The sequence below is a fragment of the Psychrobacter proteolyticus genome (genome assembly GCF_038155145.1).
Lineage (GTDB): Bacteria > Pseudomonadota > Gammaproteobacteria > Pseudomonadales > Moraxellaceae > Psychrobacter > Psychrobacter proteolyticus_B.
The window spans coordinates 1-16,123 of sequence record NZ_JBAKAY010000009.1 but is presented as its reverse complement, the minus strand read 5'-3'; the positions used below and the strand labels follow the sequence as shown (position 1 = coordinate 16,123).

15 protein-coding genes are annotated in these 16,123 nt (G+C 41.6%); 12 read left to right on the top strand and 3 right to left on the bottom strand.

Annotation, left to right across the window (positions count from 1 at the left end; translation table 11 throughout):
* The first annotated feature begins 14 nt into the window (after positions 1 to 14).
* Both V6252_RS11335 and V6252_RS11330 read left to right on the top strand, forming a co-directional pair.
* Positions 15 to 683 carry a glutathione S-transferase family protein gene (locus V6252_RS11335; RefSeq protein ID WP_341610523.1) on the top strand — a complete coding sequence of 223 codons (669 nt, stop codon included), beginning with the start codon at positions 15 to 17 and terminating at the stop codon, positions 681 to 683.
* A 488-nt stretch (positions 684 to 1,171) separates the two neighbouring features.
* Entirely contained in the window at positions 1,172 to 2,776 is a 1,605-nt protein-coding gene (locus V6252_RS11330; protein WP_341610522.1) for a glucosamine inositolphosphorylceramide transferase family protein, read from the top strand.
* A gap of 94 nt (positions 2,777 to 2,870) precedes the next feature.
* Here the strand turns inward: V6252_RS11330 and yaaA are convergent, their stop codons facing one another.
* On the bottom strand, positions 2,871 to 3,683 hold the full coding sequence (gene yaaA, locus V6252_RS11325) for a peroxide stress protein YaaA (RefSeq protein ID WP_341610521.1): 813 nt from the start codon (positions 3,681 to 3,683) through the stop codon (positions 2,871 to 2,873).
* A 497-nt stretch (positions 3,684 to 4,180) separates the two neighbouring features.
* Between yaaA and V6252_RS11320 the strand changes: the two genes are divergently transcribed.
* The 7 genes from V6252_RS11320 to V6252_RS11290 all read left to right on the top strand — a co-directional run bounded on the left by V6252_RS11320 (position 4,181) and on the right by V6252_RS11290 (position 9,685).
* The gene (locus V6252_RS11320) at positions 4,181 to 5,332 is read left to right on the top strand and encodes a Re/Si-specific NAD(P)(+) transhydrogenase subunit alpha (RefSeq protein WP_341610520.1); all 1,152 of its coding nucleotides are present in this window, start codon (positions 4,181 to 4,183) and stop codon (positions 5,330 to 5,332) included.
* A 115-nt stretch (positions 5,333 to 5,447) separates the two neighbouring features.
* The gene (locus V6252_RS11315; RefSeq protein WP_298810598.1) at positions 5,448 to 5,786 is read left to right on the top strand and encodes a proton-translocating transhydrogenase family protein; all 339 of its coding nucleotides are present in this window, start codon (positions 5,448 to 5,450) and stop codon (positions 5,784 to 5,786) included.
* Positions 5,783 to 7,183, top strand: coding sequence for an NAD(P)(+) transhydrogenase (Re/Si-specific) subunit beta (locus V6252_RS11310; protein ID WP_101204835.1), 1,401 nt, complete (start codon positions 5,783 to 5,785; stop codon positions 7,181 to 7,183). Before V6252_RS11315 ends, V6252_RS11310 begins: the two co-directional genes overlap by 4 nt.
* Before the next feature lie 279 nt (positions 7,184 to 7,462).
* Positions 7,463 to 7,999 (top strand): acyl-CoA thioesterase, encoded by a 537-nt coding sequence (locus V6252_RS11305; protein ID WP_341610519.1) that lies wholly within the window; start codon positions 7,463 to 7,465, stop codon positions 7,997 to 7,999.
* Between the two features lie 176 nt (positions 8,000 to 8,175).
* Positions 8,176 to 8,385, top strand: a complete 210-nt coding sequence (iscX, locus tag V6252_RS11300) for a Fe-S cluster assembly protein IscX (protein ID WP_021812734.1) — start codon at positions 8,176 to 8,178, stop codon at positions 8,383 to 8,385.
* 65 nt (positions 8,386 to 8,450) lie between these two features.
* Positions 8,451 to 8,954, top strand: a complete 504-nt coding sequence (locus V6252_RS11295) for a GyrI-like domain-containing protein (RefSeq protein ID WP_191114814.1) — start codon at positions 8,451 to 8,453, stop codon at positions 8,952 to 8,954.
* A gap of 68 nt (positions 8,955 to 9,022) precedes the next feature.
* The gene (locus tag V6252_RS11290; RefSeq protein ID WP_341610518.1) at positions 9,023 to 9,685 is read left to right on the top strand and encodes a hypothetical protein; all 663 of its coding nucleotides are present in this window, start codon (positions 9,023 to 9,025) and stop codon (positions 9,683 to 9,685) included.
* Between the two features lie 82 nt (positions 9,686 to 9,767).
* Here the strand turns inward: V6252_RS11290 and dapE are convergent, their stop codons facing one another.
* Both dapE and V6252_RS11280 read right to left on the bottom strand, forming a co-directional pair.
* The gene (dapE, locus tag V6252_RS11285) at positions 9,768 to 10,985 is read right to left on the bottom strand and encodes a succinyl-diaminopimelate desuccinylase (protein WP_341610517.1); all 1,218 of its coding nucleotides are present in this window, start codon (positions 10,983 to 10,985) and stop codon (positions 9,768 to 9,770) included.
* Positions 10,986 to 11,047: 62 nt separating this feature from the next.
* Positions 11,048 to 11,803 (bottom strand): 2OG-Fe(II) oxygenase, encoded by a 756-nt coding sequence (locus V6252_RS11280; protein WP_341610516.1) that lies wholly within the window; start codon positions 11,801 to 11,803, stop codon positions 11,048 to 11,050.
* A gap of 141 nt (positions 11,804 to 11,944) precedes the next feature.
* Here V6252_RS11280 and V6252_RS11275 point away from each other — a divergent pair, with 141 nt between their 5' ends.
* The 3 genes from V6252_RS11275 to V6252_RS11265 all read left to right on the top strand — a co-directional run.
* Positions 11,945 to 12,832 carry a 23S rRNA (adenine(2030)-N(6))-methyltransferase RlmJ gene (locus tag V6252_RS11275; RefSeq protein WP_057758888.1) on the top strand — a complete coding sequence of 296 codons (888 nt, stop codon included), beginning with the start codon at positions 11,945 to 11,947 and terminating at the stop codon, positions 12,830 to 12,832.
* A gap of 26 nt (positions 12,833 to 12,858) precedes the next feature.
* Positions 12,859 to 13,773, top strand: coding sequence for a CDP-diacylglycerol--serine O-phosphatidyltransferase (gene pssA / locus V6252_RS11270; protein WP_341610515.1), 915 nt, complete (start codon positions 12,859 to 12,861; stop codon positions 13,771 to 13,773).
* Positions 13,774 to 14,403: 630 nt separating this feature from the next.
* Positions 14,404 to 16,123, top strand: a 1,720-nt coding sequence (locus tag V6252_RS11265; protein ID WP_341610514.1) for an ESPR-type extended signal peptide-containing protein, incomplete at its 3' end; no start/stop codon positions are given.

Below are 16,123 nucleotides of genomic sequence, written 5' to 3'. Positions count from 1 at the left end.
TATCGCTCAAGGTAATGGTTCTAGCCATCAATCGCAACAGCAAGAAGGACACGACTATTTATACTTTATATTGGGATAAGGGCGGCGCTAACATGGCTACCCATGCTGTCTTTGAGGAGCTAGGCGTGTCTTATGAAATGATAGAAATAGACCTGTCTAAAAACATGCAAAAATCAGCTAAATATCTAGCCATTAATCCAAATGGCAAAGTACCTACGTTAGTGCATAAAGGACAGGTTATTTATGAATCTGCGGCAATTTTAATGTATGTGTTAGATCAGCACCCAGAGTCTGGGCTAGCACCTGACACAGGATGTCCTAAGCGCGGTGTCTATTACCAGTATTTATTTTGGATGTCTTCTACACTACAAGAAGCCGCTAATCGCTGGGCACATCCCGAGCAGTACATCAGTGGCAAGCACAATTTGCAGCAAGTGAAAGATAAGGCGAATGATGTGCTAACCCACTGCTGGAATATTGTTGAAAAGGAATTAGCTGATCAGGGTCCATGGTTGTTGGGTGATAAATTAAGTGGGGCTGATTTTCATTTGTTTATGATTGCTCACTGGAGTCAGCAATATACGAGTCGAGCACAAGACTGGACACACCTAAATGCACACTATCAAGCCATGCTAAACCGTGCCTCGGTACAAGAAATGATGGCACAAGAAGGGTTGTTGTAATCTGTTTATATGTTCAACTAAAAGATATCTGATGACTGGGCTAGAAGCACTGAATGTAATGCTTCTAGTGACTTCTAGCGACTGTAGTAAATATAGTTTTTATATCAAGCTACTGGCTTGCTTCATCCCTTCTAAACGTCTATGTCTTGTCATCAGAGGCTGCTTTATAATAATATCCCGCCAAATTAAACTGCTTTAGCTGTTCAGCCTTTCACTTTATATTGACCATTTTCTCACCTTTCTTGATGAATCGCGTTTCGCTAAAAGTATGATTTTTTCATAAAGTCTATTTGGCTATTAGAAGTGCTGTTATCGAAAGATAGCAGGGCTTTTTTGTGTCTAATTTATGGTGAGTTTCTTTTAACATATACTACTATATATGTTATTATTTGAATATATAATGGGATGACAATTCAATTAAAAGGAGTTTGGACACGTGTTGCGGGTCAGAATGCGCAAAATATCGTGTGCCATTAAATGTGATCACAATGAAGAAGATTAGGCTTGGAATCCTTGTAGAAGATAAGACCTTGGCGTGGTACAACTTTGAACCACTTAAGTCATTGGTGGATGAAGGAGTTGTCGAGGTTTGTATCGCTATTCAACGAAATATAAAACAGAAACGCAGTGTACTAAAGTCTATCCCCCTAATTAATCAAAAAATATTCTCTTCTCTTTCTAGAACTAAGAGTAATGCTAAGCATTATTCTATTCACGACTTATCAAAAAATGGCTCAATGCCTACTATCATGTCTATACCGAAGCAGGGTGAGTACACTGAAGAAATTGAAGATTCAGTGATTGAGAAAATCGAAGCTGCGGATTTAGATTACCTGCTTAATATTGGTTTCAGAGCGCTGACAGGAAAAATTTTAAGTATTACAAAAAACGGTGTGCTTTTTTTTCATTATGGCAATAATGCGATACAACATGATAAGCCTACGTTATATTGGCAGTTTGCTGAACAATGGGAAAGTAGTGTCGTTACTTTGCAATTATTAAATGAACATCTTAATGTAGATAAAGTAGTAGGGGAAGGTTATGGCACGCTATTTTACTGGGATTATAACTTAACTAAGCGTAAGTCAAATGGGATAGCAGCATCGATATTATATTGGTACTTCCACAGGAATAGAGTTGGAGTTAATACCGGAAAGTCTATTAAGACAACTGACGAACACACGGTTCATCACAAACCTGACTTATCAATGACCATCAAACACTTACCTAGATTCTTAAAATATTATACTGTCAAAACTTTTTATAAGAGTTTTTATCTCAATCAGTGGAGCCTCTTTATTGGATCTGTTGATCAACCAATACATACATATACAGAAATACCGCCTGCGAAAGGCTGCTTTTGGGCTGATCCTTTTTATATTGAACACGACTCAAGACGTTACATATTTTTTGAGAGTCTGAACTATAAAGAGAATATTGGTCGAATAGAGTGGATAGAACTAAATAAAAACCGTCAAATTATTGACACTGGCCCCGCAGATTTAGGTATTAGCACGCATTTAAGCTTTCCCAATGTGTTTGAGCATAAGGGTGCGGTATATATGATTCCAGAAGCTGCAGATACTCATTGTATCAACTTATTGAAGGCAGTAGATTTTCCCCGAAAGTGGAAAAAAGTTAATGAGTTAGTTTCGGGCATTCAGGCAGCAGATAGTGCAGTCATAGAGCACAATGGATTGTGGTATCTTTTTACAACGCATGGTTCAGTGTCAAATATGACAATAGATTTAGAGCTGCATATCTATACTTCTGACAGCTTAGAATCAGATAACTGGCTCATTCATCCTTGTGCACCATTCAAGATTGATGTGCGTGGCTCACGACTAGCGGGCGCACTATTTCGAAAAAATGGTCAGCTATTTCGTACTGCTCAGGATGGAACCATTAGATACGGGCGTAGGATCGCTTTATACCTAGTAGAAGAGCTAACACCGACGTCTTATAAAGAAACCTTTGTACGTTATATTGAACCTGATTGGGAGACTGATATTGATCGTCTCCATACCTATAATGTTTATAATGAAACAGTGGTACTTGATGTATCAAGGAATAAGTTGCGCTTTAGAGTATAGGACCTAAAATGTTTAGTAGTTGGAGAATGAAAAACCCATCATAAGTTTCGGTTTATGACGGGTTTTTTATAATTTTGACTCAAATTATATCAAGCTACTGATGCGCCGCATCTCGTCTAAACGTCCACGTCTTATCATCAGACGCGTCTTCACAGTAATAATAGCCTGCCAAATCAAACTGCTTTAGCTGTTCAGCATTGGTCAGCTTATTATCTGCTGCATATTTCACCATTAAACCACGGGCTTTTTTGGCATAAAAGCTAATCACTTTGTATTGACCATTTTTCTCGTCTTCAAATCGTGGCGTAATAATATTTGCCTTCAGTGCTTTTTTCTTTACCGCCTTAAAGTATTCATTAGAAGCCAAATTAACCAATACCTTGTCATCGCTGTCAACCATACGCGCATTGATAACGTTAGTAACTTCCTCGCCCCAAAATTCATAAAGATTGTCACCGCGCTCGTTTTTTAGCTTGGTACCCATCTCTAAGCGATATGGCTGGATAAGATCGAGCGGCTTTAGTACTCCATACAGCCCAGACAAAATGCCTAAGTGCTCATTGACATAAGTAGCAGTATCTTTGTCCATATGATACATATCAAGTCCAGTATAGACATCACCATCGAACAAATAGCCTGCAGGCTTGGCGGCATTATCAGAGGCATCGTTAGTAAATGGCTGCGCTTCGCTCCAATGCCATTGTTGATTGCGCGTGGCATTAAGCTGAGCCAAATCGTCAGATATACTCATCAATTCTTGTAGGTCAACAGGCTCTTTTGACTTCAGTACTTTCATCAGTTCTTGTGAGCGTTCGATTAGCTCGGGCTGACTATAATAATTGCCTAAATTTAGTGGTATAGCGTCTGTTTCGTTCAGGGATTTGGCAGGGGAGAGCAAAAAATACATGGTTATTCCTTATTATAATGAATCGATGACGGGTTTTTTTAAGTGTCAAGTATTCTTATTATACGGTATGCATGGATGGAACTTGACTCAACCTTGCTTATTTTATGTTCATTGACGTTATTTGTTTAATAAAATAACGGATTTAACATTAGGAGATAAATAGAGGTAGCCCTGTATCTATAAGGCTTAAGCGGTTTTTAGAAAAATAAAAGGCTTTAATATACCAACAAAAAGTATGCCAATGGTGTAAATACCTAAATTTTTATTTTACTTGTGGGTCATCATTAGACAATGAAACTTGACGAACGATATCTCTATAATAAAAAGGCATGATGGTAAAGTAGCTATCATTTATTAAATTGATAACCTTTGGTCGCTGTAATGGATTAATCATGATCAATGGGTTTTGTCCCCTGTGCTTTTTAGATGTGCGTTGAGGGTATTAAAGGTAGTCGTGAGACGTAAATATAGTCATTGGACGTAAGTAAGGAGACGGTATGAAAATCGGTGTAATCAGTGCAGATATCACGAGCGAGAGCCGTGTAGCCATAACCCCAGACGCAGTCAAAAAATTGCGTAAACTTGGGTTTGAAGTCGTCATTCAGTCAGGTGCAGGCCAAGCAGCATACTATGCTGATGAGTTGTATCAGGCTGCGGGCGCCGACATTGCCAGTAGTCGCACCGAGGTGATTACCCAGTCTAAGATTATTACCACCGTCAATGACCTACCAGCGGAAGCCACTGAAAGCTTATCGTCTGGTCAGATCGTCATTGGCATGCTCGACCCGTATCGCAACACTCAGCTTGATACTTATGCGGCCAAAGGCGCGACAGTCTTTGCGATGGAGTTATTGCCTCGCACCCTGTCACGCGCACAAAATATGGATGTATTGTCATCACAAGCCAACCTTGCTGGTTATAAAGCCGTATTGCTCGCGGCCAATGAATATTCACGTCCTTTCCCGATGTTTATGACCTCAGCCGGTACTGTTAAGCCAGCCAAAGTCGTTATCCTAGGTGTTGGTGTTGCAGGTCTACAAGCGATTGCGACAGCAAAGCGTTTGGGTGCAGTGGTAGAAGCCAGTGACCTACGTCCGACGGCTCGTGAGCAAGTGGAATCACTCGGTGGTAAATGGCTTGATGTGCCGATGAGTGCGGAAGAGGCTGAAACAGCTAAGTCTACCGGTGGTTATGCATGGACGCCATCAGAGCAATATGTCAAAGATCAAGCGGCTGTCGTAGATAAAGCGCTCAGCAACGCTGACATCGTTATTACTACGGCGCAGATTCCTGGTCGCAACGCACCGCGTCTGGTACATGGCGCAACGCTTGCCAAAATGAAGGCAGGTTCTGTACTGATCGATATGGCTGCTGGTACCGGTGGTAACGTCGAAGGCAGCGTGTCTAACGAAACCATCACCACAGACAACGGCGTACGTATCGTTGGTGCCGCCAATATCCCTTCACAGCTAGCCGCACAGTCTTCAGATTTGTATGCCAATAACCTTGTTAACTTTATTACGACATTGATTGCACCTGCTGGCGATGACGCATCGGCTAGCTTGGCACTTAACTTAGACATGGAAGACGAGATTCAGGGCGCACTGGCAGTGACACATGACAGTCAGGTACGACTGGCCAAACGCTAGTTTGAATAGTCTATTACCACATATTTTGTCACTACACATTTGCCAGTAATGAATAAATTTTTAGGAGGATTAGATGATTGCCACTATTTTAGCTGCAGCGCCAGCCGGTGCGGCCATGAGTAGCACACCATTTGTAGCGATTTTCACTGTATTTGTGCTCGCTATCTTTGTCGGATACTACGTGGTTTGGGGCGTTACCCCTGCATTACATACGCCATTGATGGCAGTAACCAACGCTTTATCAAGTATCGTCATCGTGGGTGCGATGCTACAAACCGTCACGATTGATGGTTCAATGTTTACACCGACCAGTTTGCTTGGTGCCTTTGCGGTATTTTTAGCCAGCATCAATATCTTTGGTGGCTTTGCCGTGACCGAGCGTATGCTTGCGATGTTCAAACCGAAAGTGAAAAAAGCACCAGTCGCAACCACTGATGTTGGAGGTGACGCATGAACGACTTTTCAGCAATGATTGCAGCAAATGCAGATTGGTTCTATCTAGTCGGCGCTATCCTCTTTGTTTTAACGTTACGTGGCTTGTCTAGCCCAAAGACCGCGATTCGTGGTAACCGTTTTGGTATGGCAGCGATGGCGATTGCCGTCGTAACAACCTTCTTTTTAGCAGAAGGCCCTGTGCTTTGGTTGATTATCGGTGCGATGGTGTTGGGTGCCCTCGTTGGTATGTGGAAAGCGAAAACAGTCGCGATGACGCAAATGCCAGAAACGGTTGCTTTGATGCATTCATTCGTCGGTTTAGCAGCGGTTGCGATTGCACTTGCGACGGTATTACACACTGAACAGCAGCATGGTGCCGTTGCTCGCATCGAGCTATTTATCGGTTGCTTCATTGGTGCAATTACGTTCTCAGCTTCAGTCTTTGCCTTTGGTAAATTGGCCGCGAAAAGCTGGGCGAAAACATTGGTTGGCGGCTGGGTAAAACCGGTCCAAGCGCTACTGTTCATTGCGATGATTGGGTTCGGTGGCGTCTATTTCGTCACTGATTCATTACCCGCATTTTATGCGATGGCAGTGATTGCCGTTATCTTTGGTTGGATGTGGATTGCCCCAATTGGCGGCGGTGATATGCCAGTGGTTGTATCACTACTGAACTCATTCTCAGGTTGGGCAGCAGCAGGTATTGGTTTCACCCTTGGCAACTCGATGCTGATTATCGCAGGTTCTCTGGTCGGTTCATCAGGTGCGATTTTGTCTTACATCATGTGTAAAGCTATGAACCGCTCACTACTTAATGTCTTGTTTGGTGGGATGGGTACATCAGCTGTGGCAGCAGGCGGCGATGATGGTGCACCGAAGAACTATAAAGCAGGCTCAGCAGAAGACGCAGGATTTCTCATGTCTAATGCTAGTAGCGTGGTCATTGTACCAGGTTATGGTATGGCACAGGGCCGCGCACAGAATGCAGTAAAAGAGCTATATGAGTTGTTAAAAGAAGAAGGTGTTAACGTTCGCTTTGCTATCCACCCAGTTGCGGGTCGTATGCCAGGTCATATGAACGTACTATTGGCTGAAGCTGATGTCCCTTATGATGATATTTTAGAAATGGACGAGATTAACTCAGACTTTGCGAGTACAGATGTGGTCTTGGTTATCGGTGCAAACGACGTTGTGAACCCATCTGCGAAAGATGATCCTACTTCGCCAATCTTCGGTATGCCGATTCTAGAAGTTAGCAAAGCCCAGACGGTTATGGTTATCAAGCGTTCAATGAGTACCGGTTATGCAGGTCTGGATAACAGCTTGTTCTACATGGACAAAACGATGATGATCTTTGGTGATGCCAAGAAAATGGTAGAAGAGATGGTACGTACTATCAATGGCGGCGGTCATTAATCTCTAAGCTATGTTTTTAACCATGATTATTTACAGATAAGTTTTTAGATAAAGAAAGTCACTGAGGTGGCTTTTTTTGCGTTAAAGTGGGCGGCATTTATGAGCCGACTATAGACTGAGATGATTTCCAGTTACGGTCAGTTTTTAATGATCACAATATTAACTGTGCTTTATGTACTCACTATACGGTATGCGCCTGATTAACCTTTTAGCCAATTTGAACAGCTTCAACGATAGACAATCACCAACTATAAATACGATGAAATAAGAGAAAGATTTATGAACATGTTACTGCGTTTTTTTATTATGGTTAGCTTACTTAAACAACAGCTCAAGCATCAATCGACGAGTGAGACTATCAGTCTAGAAACATTGACTGCACCGACCGTCCGCCATTATCGAATTTTGCCACATGATATGGGGTTTCGCGATCATTTACCCAATTATCGTTATTTATCATTTATTGAGCTCAACGTAACGCGCTGGGTAAAGGCGTGCTGTCACGAAAAAGGTATTAAGTCACTGAATTGGGTGATTGCCATGCAAGAGATGATTTACCTTAAGCAAATTAAATTTTTGGATAAAATGACGCTTAGCAGTGCAGTCGCAGGATGGGATCATAAATACGTATATTTTGAGCATCGGTTCTTTGTTAAAAATCAGCTGATGGGTGTTGGTATGACCAAGTTTGTTTTTACAGATAGTAAAGGTATGCGCACACCAGAAGTATTAGATATGATGGGCGAGCATTTGACGGATACTATTAACACATGGAATGAGCATCAAGTCGCGGTAAAATCGACTAAGTCAGCCTAAGCCACATCGCAAAACAGTATTGAAACCCAGTATTGAAAAACAACATCGTAAAATAACTTGGCTATAATCATTTGCTGAATTTTGGTAGGATAGAGCCCATCAAATCATCAGTATTAGGACGATAGCATCGTTTTTAAAATGATGTTTCTCAAAACGACTAAAAATAAGGTACCGCTATGACACCACAAAAATTAAAATGGACAGACAGCTTAGATATCGCGATTGAGCTTTATGAAAAATTCCCAGAAACAGATCCACAGTATATTCGCTTTACTGATTTGCATCGCTGGGTAACTGAGCTTGAAGGCTTTGATGATGATCCACAAAAATCAAATGAAGGCATCTTAGAAGCCATTCAAATGAACTGGATTGATGAAGCAGATTAATCGATTCGATCTGCCAGCATTGCCATAAACAGAAAACTAAATAAACAGATAACAAAGGCCGCATCATGACCTCACAAATTAAAGAGCTACCAGAAGCGATAGCTTGTCGCGGTATCAGCGTTCGTACCACTAATAACGCTGAGATAAGCCATGACACTGCCAAACTTGGTAGATTATGGCAGAAATTTTATCAAAATCACGCGGGTGAACTTCCTGAAGGTGAAGACATTTATGGTGTCTATCACAATTACGAAAGCGATGATCTGGCAGGGGCGTTTGACGTTGTGGCCAGTTGGAAAGTAGCCAGCGAGCAAGATGCACAATCAGAAAGCGACAGTGTGGCCAATGCTAGTAATGTAGTGACGGTTGATATTCCTGCAGGAAAGTACTTGGTATTTTCTGAAGAAGGTTATATGCCTAACACTGTGATGAATGCATGGGAAAGTGCTTGGGAGTATTTTAATGCGCCCGATTGCGAGCATACCCGTACTTTTAATGTAGACTTTGAGCATTATATCGGTGGCAATTTAGAGTACGGTCAAGTTGATGTCTATATTGGGATTGAGTAGAATTTTTATACCAGTGAAACATTGAAACCTTAGTAATATTAAATCTTAGCTATTAATTTGGAGTAATAATGAGTCAATTAGATCTAAACTCTAAGGATAGATTAGTTAGTGTTGCTAAAGCAGTAGCAGGTACAATTCCGTATGTAGGAACTCTAATTTCAGAAATTCTTGATAACGTCGTGCCAAACCTGAGGTTTGAACGTATAGTAGTGTTTCTTCAAGAACTTGACTCTAAAGTATCTCAAGTTGATGAAAAGCTTGAGTGTTTTAAAGTAAACTTAGCTAGTGAAGAAGGGGTAGACTTACTAGAAGAAGGCATGCTACAAGCATCTCGTTCAATAAGTCGTGAACGTAAAGAAAGACTTGCGTCTATACTTGAAAAATCTTTAAGTAGAGAAAATCTAAAGTACGAAGAATCAAGAAAAATACTTAATATTTTTAGAGAGCTAACTGATCCTGAAATAATATGGTTGATATATTACTCTCTTGAACCAAGATTGGGTAAAGGTCCACACTCTGATTGGGTTGAAAAGCATCCAGATGTTCTGAAGCCAATATCTAAAACTATTACTGGATTGAACGAAGAGTTAGAGAATGAGCAACTAGAAAAAGCTGCTTTACAAGATAGTTATAAAGAGACATTGTTACGCTTTGGACTAGTTGAAGCTAGCAAACGCACTACTCATATGACAACTCTAGGTAAAATGGTTGTAGAGTATATCAAAGGTTAGAGCTATCTTTTATTATATTTATTAATAATAAAAAAGCGCCATTCATATAGAGTGGCGCTTTTTTAATGTGTAGAGATTGAGCTTATTTCAGTAGTAAGTTTTCCAAAATGCTTTCATAAATTTGAGCAAGCTTTCCTAGATCATCGACTTCCACTTTTTCATCTACTTGATGAATCGTTGCATTACGCACACCCAGTTCGACCACTTGGGCACCTGTTGGCGCGATGAAACGTCCATCAGACGTACCACCAGAAGTTGATAATGTCGTATCAACATCGGTCACTTTTTTGATCGCGTTCTGACATGCCGAGACCAGTTTTCCTTCTGGGGTTAAAAACGGCTGACCAGATAGTTTCCAATGAATATCGTAGCTCGCTTTACTGTTGGCAAAGTGCTTATCAAAGATAGCATGCGTTTTTGCCTTTAGTTCATCTTCAGTAGTCTCAGTTGAGAAACGGAAGTTAAAGACAACGTTTAGCGTTTCAGGAATGACATTGGTTGCGCCAGTGCCACCGTTGATATTCGATATTTGCAATGACGTGGCTGGGAAGTAGTCATTGCCGTTGTCCCATGCGGTAGACGTCAGTTCAGCAAGGGCAGACATCGCCGCATGAATTGGATTAGATGCTAGATGTGGATAGGCGACATGGCCTTGTTTACCTGTAACGGTAAGCTCTGCACCTAGTGAGCCACGACGGCCATTTTTGATGATATCGCCTAATGTATCAGTACTTGATGGCTCACCAACGAGACAGTAAGTGATCTTTTCTTGACGTGCTTCTAGAGTCTCGATCACTTTGACCGTACCATTAATTGACGGCCCTTCTTCGTCCGAGGTGATTAAAAAAGCAATCGAGCCATTGTGCTCAGGATGATTGGCGACGAAACGTTCGGCTGCAACAGTAAAAGCTGCAATACCTGTTTTCATATCGGCGGCACCGCGTGCCCATAGATAACCATCAGCGATAGTTGGGGTAAACGGAAGGTAGGTCCAGTTTTTTTCGTCACCTGTTGGCACGACGTCAGTATGACCAGCAAAGCAAATCACTGGATCGGTAGTACCGCGACGTGCCCATAAGTTTTTGACTTCGGCATGTTCACCGCTTTGTTTTCTATCACCAAAATACATAAACTCGCAATCAAAACCTGCTTGTTCTAACCGTGCTGACAACATATCTTGGCAACCATCGTCATCGGGCGTCACTGAAGGGCGCTCTAACAATGCAATACTTAAATCTAAGGTTTCTTGCTGATGAGTCGTGTGTTGAGATGCGCTTGATTGGTTATGAGAGTCAGACATGGATAAGCCTTTTGTATAATAAATTGAAATGGTAAATATAAATAAAGAGTAGAGGATAAATGCTAAACGGCTACTTCGACAAAGGGTACAAGACCATCACGGCGCATCCAAGTAGCGATAGAGTAGCGTTGGCGATGCGCAGTTTGTACTTGATGACGTAAATCGCTATCAAAAATGATTAGTCTATTGGCAACTGGCATCACTTCATGATTGACACCATGCTTATCAACGATTTCTAGCGCACCGCCATCAGTTGTTCCCCAATCATCATTGAGATAAAACACTGCCGAGATAACACGTTCATCACGTCCAGCAGGGTTGTCACTATGCCATTGATAGCCAAAGCCAGTCGGATAGCACGCATAATGTGCTTCACTATGGCGAATACCAGCAAATAAGCTACGATTGAGTAGCGAGGCCAAAGCATTGATGCGTTGTAGATAGTAATAGCCTGCAAAAAAGTCTTCAGTGATCCAGCGTATTCTATCACCGCGAATATCACTGATGCGAACACCAGCGGTCAGCTCTGCATCACGATAGTCAATAAAACCGCTTTCTGCTTGTAGTGCTAATAAGGCAGTACTATTGAATACATCATCAATGATGAGCCAGCCATCAGTGACAAAGATATCGAGCTGTTTATCCGTCAGCTTATCTTCCCAGTTAACCGCAAAGTCAGACATTTGCAATACGTGCTGAGTAGGAATTTCTTGGCTTTCATTATGAGTATCTGGCAGCAGTAATGGTGGATTATCCTGACCTATCGGATGATCAACGACCAACGCTGTCTTGTTAAGGTTGCTAATAATCTGCGTCATTTCATCTCATTATTATCAATCAGCTGTCAATATACCGTCATTCAATACGTTTTTATTGAAAGCACTTACTAAAACCACATTATCTTTTACTCTGCCTATGCTACCATAGATGCAATTTTTCTTATTTAAACTTTTGAGATTATGAACTATAAACACGCCTACCACGCTGGTAACTTTGCTGATGTGGTTAAACACATTTTATTGGTACAACTGCTTAATCAACTGGGGCAGAAAAACAAACCGTTTTATGTGCTTGACGCTTATGGCGGTCGTGGACTGTATTCACTAAGCAGTGAAGAAGCGCGCAAAACAGGTGAGGCCAAAGGCGGTATTCAAGCTTTTCTAAAAGCAGATACCGAAAAGGCACCAGCTGCTGTCAAAGATTATATGGAAGGCATTAAGCAAGCCAAATTCACTTACGACAATAAAGTCTATCCTGGTTCGCCATGGTGGGTGGCCCATCACGTCGAAAAAACCGCCGCTAAAAAGCCTGATGCTGGCGTGCGTGCTGAGGCTTTTGAAGCCAAAGCGACTGAATACGATGCGTTGAACTATCAGCTACATAAGTTGCCAATTGGTATCCAGCATCGTGATGCTTTTGAAGGTATTACCGCTGTTATTCCACCAAAAGAAAAGCGCGGTTTGATTTTCCTTGATCCTCCTTATGAGCAAGAACACAAAGATTTTACGCGCCTGATCGACTTATTAGTCGCGGCTTATAACAAGTGGCCACAAGGAACTTACGCGCTTTGGTTCCCAATCAAAAACATCGAAGCTGTAGAGCTCTTCTATAAAAAGCTCAAACGTACTGAAATGAGACGTCAGCTGGTTTGTGAGCTAAACATTTATCCTAATGATGTGGCAGTTGGTCTGAACGGTACAGGTCTACTGGTTATCAATCCGCCATGGCAGTTTGATAACCATGCACGTGAGATATTACGTTTCTTACAGCCAGTACTAAAAGTAGAAGACGCGCCAAACTTGACGCCTGATAGTGCGACCAATGTGCGCTGGCTCGTCGGCGAATAGCAATAACGGCCAATAAGGATATTAAGATGACGACTCAGCCACCTATCGGCCAGCCGAATAATGCACCTTTGAATAATTCGTCCTTAAATGACGGCTCGTTGCAAGATAATGCAGCGACTCAGCCACCGTTTATTGATGAGCACGAATTTAATATCCGCTTAGCGGATAACGACAGCTATGATGGTTTGACATTTGAGGTGATTGAAGCTGAAGTAGCTGAAGGTAAGCGAGTGGTCAGTCGCGGCGTCTATTTGGCACCCAATCTGATCACTACCTTGTCGCTACTGTCAGGCTTTTACTCGATTTTGGCGAGTACCCAAGGCGAGTTCTATAAAGCGGCTTTGGCTATCTTTTTATCCGCTATTCTTGATGGCGCAGATGGACGTGTCGCACGTATGCTCAATGCGCAAAGTCCATTTGGTGAGCAATACGACTCTTTAGCAGACATGCTAGCGTTTGGTGTTGCCCCTGCTATTTTGATTTATAGCTTTGCTTTAGAGCCATTGGGTCGTATCGGCATTGGCTGTGCGTTTGTTTTTACTGCTTGTGCTGCTTTTCGCCTTGCACGCTTTAATGTTCAGGTTGGCATTGTCGATAAAAAGTACTTTGTTGGCTTAGCAAGTCCACTGGCTGCTATACTGGTGACGTCCGCTGTGATGGTCGCAGTCGATCATAATGAGTGGATTGGTCAATACGATACAGCTATCATGCTACTGTTTGCAGCTTGGGTCGTGACTTGCGGTCTACTGATGGTCAGCAATGTCAAATACTATAGCTTTAAAGAGTTCGATAAAAAGAAAGTGCCTTTTGTAGTGCTTATCATTGGGGTGCTAGTCATGAGCATCGTGCTCTATGATATTCCTGTTGGTATCTTAGCGATCGGTATTATTTATGCGTTATCAGGTATCGTGACTACGATTAAAGCAAATTTTAAACACTAAATTTAATGTCTTCCATATGCTATTTTAGATTGCTATGAGTTATTTTCAAATTTTAACCATTTAAGTTAGTTAATACTAAAACAACCCTAAATATATCTTACAAGAGTCGCTTATCTATTGATAAGCGGCTTTTTTGTGTCTTATGAAAAATTATTATTCTCTTGATGACTTGCATACTGTCATACGTAGGTTAATGAGTAATCTCATTTACATGTAATAGATAACTCCATCAAACCAATACTCGTCAAACATATATATTAGCCAGTATTTTCTGTTCCAACCTCATAATATATTCTTTAAAGAATATATTTATAAGTTACAAATTCAAAACAAGAACTTTACAATTAACATATAATATTTCATTATGTATTTGTAATGTTTCCTTTTATATCAAAAATTACACAGAAATATTTCTAGAGATGAGAGTTTTAGCTCTCAAAACTTTAAGAATAATATTTCAATTTTCTAGTGGATAGGCCGTTCATAGAAACACTTAACTAATAGCTTCCTTGTTTAACTATTTATCAACACTAACGTCTATGTCTAATAGCGATAGCTTAACTATCAGTCTATTTATATAGCCATCATATAGTTGCCCTAATAGCGACTTTATATATACAGGATACTCTCATGTTAAACCATGTTTACCGCGTTGTTTTTAATCGTTCTACGGGTTGCTATACCGCCGTTAGTGAAATCAGCAAGTCGGGTGGAAAGTCTAATAATAGATCAGGTCAAGTGGGCACAGTGCCAGCTGCGAAACTAGGCAACTCACTACGCCGGAGTGCTATAGGGGTTGCTATTGCTGGCGTGCTAGGATTGACGGCGATGAGTAGTCAGGCAGAAGTGTGTTTGACAGAAAATTTCATGCCAAGTAACAGTGTTGCATCATCTGAATCTATAGCCTGTGGGTTTTTAAACGAGGCATTAGGCACTCGTAGCACTGCAATAGGCTATGACAACACAGCTTCAAATATTTATAGCTCAGCTGTCGGTACTATAAATATCTCTTCTGGTGAAGGTAGTTCAGCGATAGGTTCTTATAACATCGCTAAAGGTAATGTCACCTCAGCCATAGGTTCGCAAAACAATGTTGATGGCCTAGGAAGTTCAGCATTAGGCATACTAAACCATGTGAACAATACTTATAGTACGGCAGTAGGTTCTAGTAATACAGTAAACGGGCAAATGGCTTTAGGGGCAGGGCATAAGAACGTAGCTTCTGGCCGATTCAGTTCGGCAGTAGGTTTCGTCAATACCTCTGCAGGGGATTATAGCTTAGCAATAGGTAGCGACAACTCAACCGCTGAGGAGCGTAGTACTGCAGTTGGTAGTCTAAACGTAGCTTCTAAGTTGCGTAGTTCAGCGCTAGGTTCTAATAATACTGCTTCGGGAGAACGTAGCTCAGCAGTGGGGTATGGTAATACTGCATCAAGTAATGATAGTTCAGCAGTAGGCTCTAGTAATAATGCCTCTGGGGAGGGTAGCTCAGCGTTAGGTCGCAATAATCAGGCTTTGAGCAACAACAGTTCAGCAATAGGCTTCAATAATGCTGCATCAGGTAACAATAGTTCAGCAGTAGGCTACAACAATATAGCATCTGGTTTAGGTGGTTCAGCAGTAGGCTACAATAATACAGCCTCAGCTAACGATAGCTCTTCATTGGGTTTTAGTAATCAAGCGTTAGCAGAGAGAAGTTCAGCATTGGGGAACTACAATATTGCATCAGGTGTTTCTAGTTCAGCGATAGGTAGTTTTAGTAGGGCATCAGGCGCCAATAGCTTGTCCGTAGGGTCAAACGCGACCGCTAATATTGATAACAGCATTGCTCTAGGAGAGCGAAGCGTCACTACTGTAGATGCAAGTGTAGCAGGTTATTCAGCTGACGGTAATACTAGTTCAACGTGGCAATCTACTTTGGCAGCACTTAGTGTTGGCGATACGTCTAGTGTTGACTCAAATAATTGGAAAACCCGCCAAATTACGGGTGTAGCAGCAGGCACATCTGATACTGATGCAGTGAATATTGCTCAGTTAAAAAAGTTAGAAACAACAGGTATTTCTTATTTCAGTAATGTAGCAACCGCTTTAGGTGGGGGTGCACAGTTCAGTAATACAAGTGTGTTCCAAGCACCTACATATAAAATAAGCAATGCGAACTACAATAACGTGGGTGCTGCATTTGCTGCAGTTGATGGCAAGTTGACAGATTTGCAAACACAGATAAATACGATCGAGCTAACACCTGGACCTAAAGGCGATACAGGATCTGACGGCATCAATGGTCAAGATGGTGCGCAAGGTCCTCAGGGTGAACAAGGACCAGCGGGTCAAAACGGTGTTGACGGTT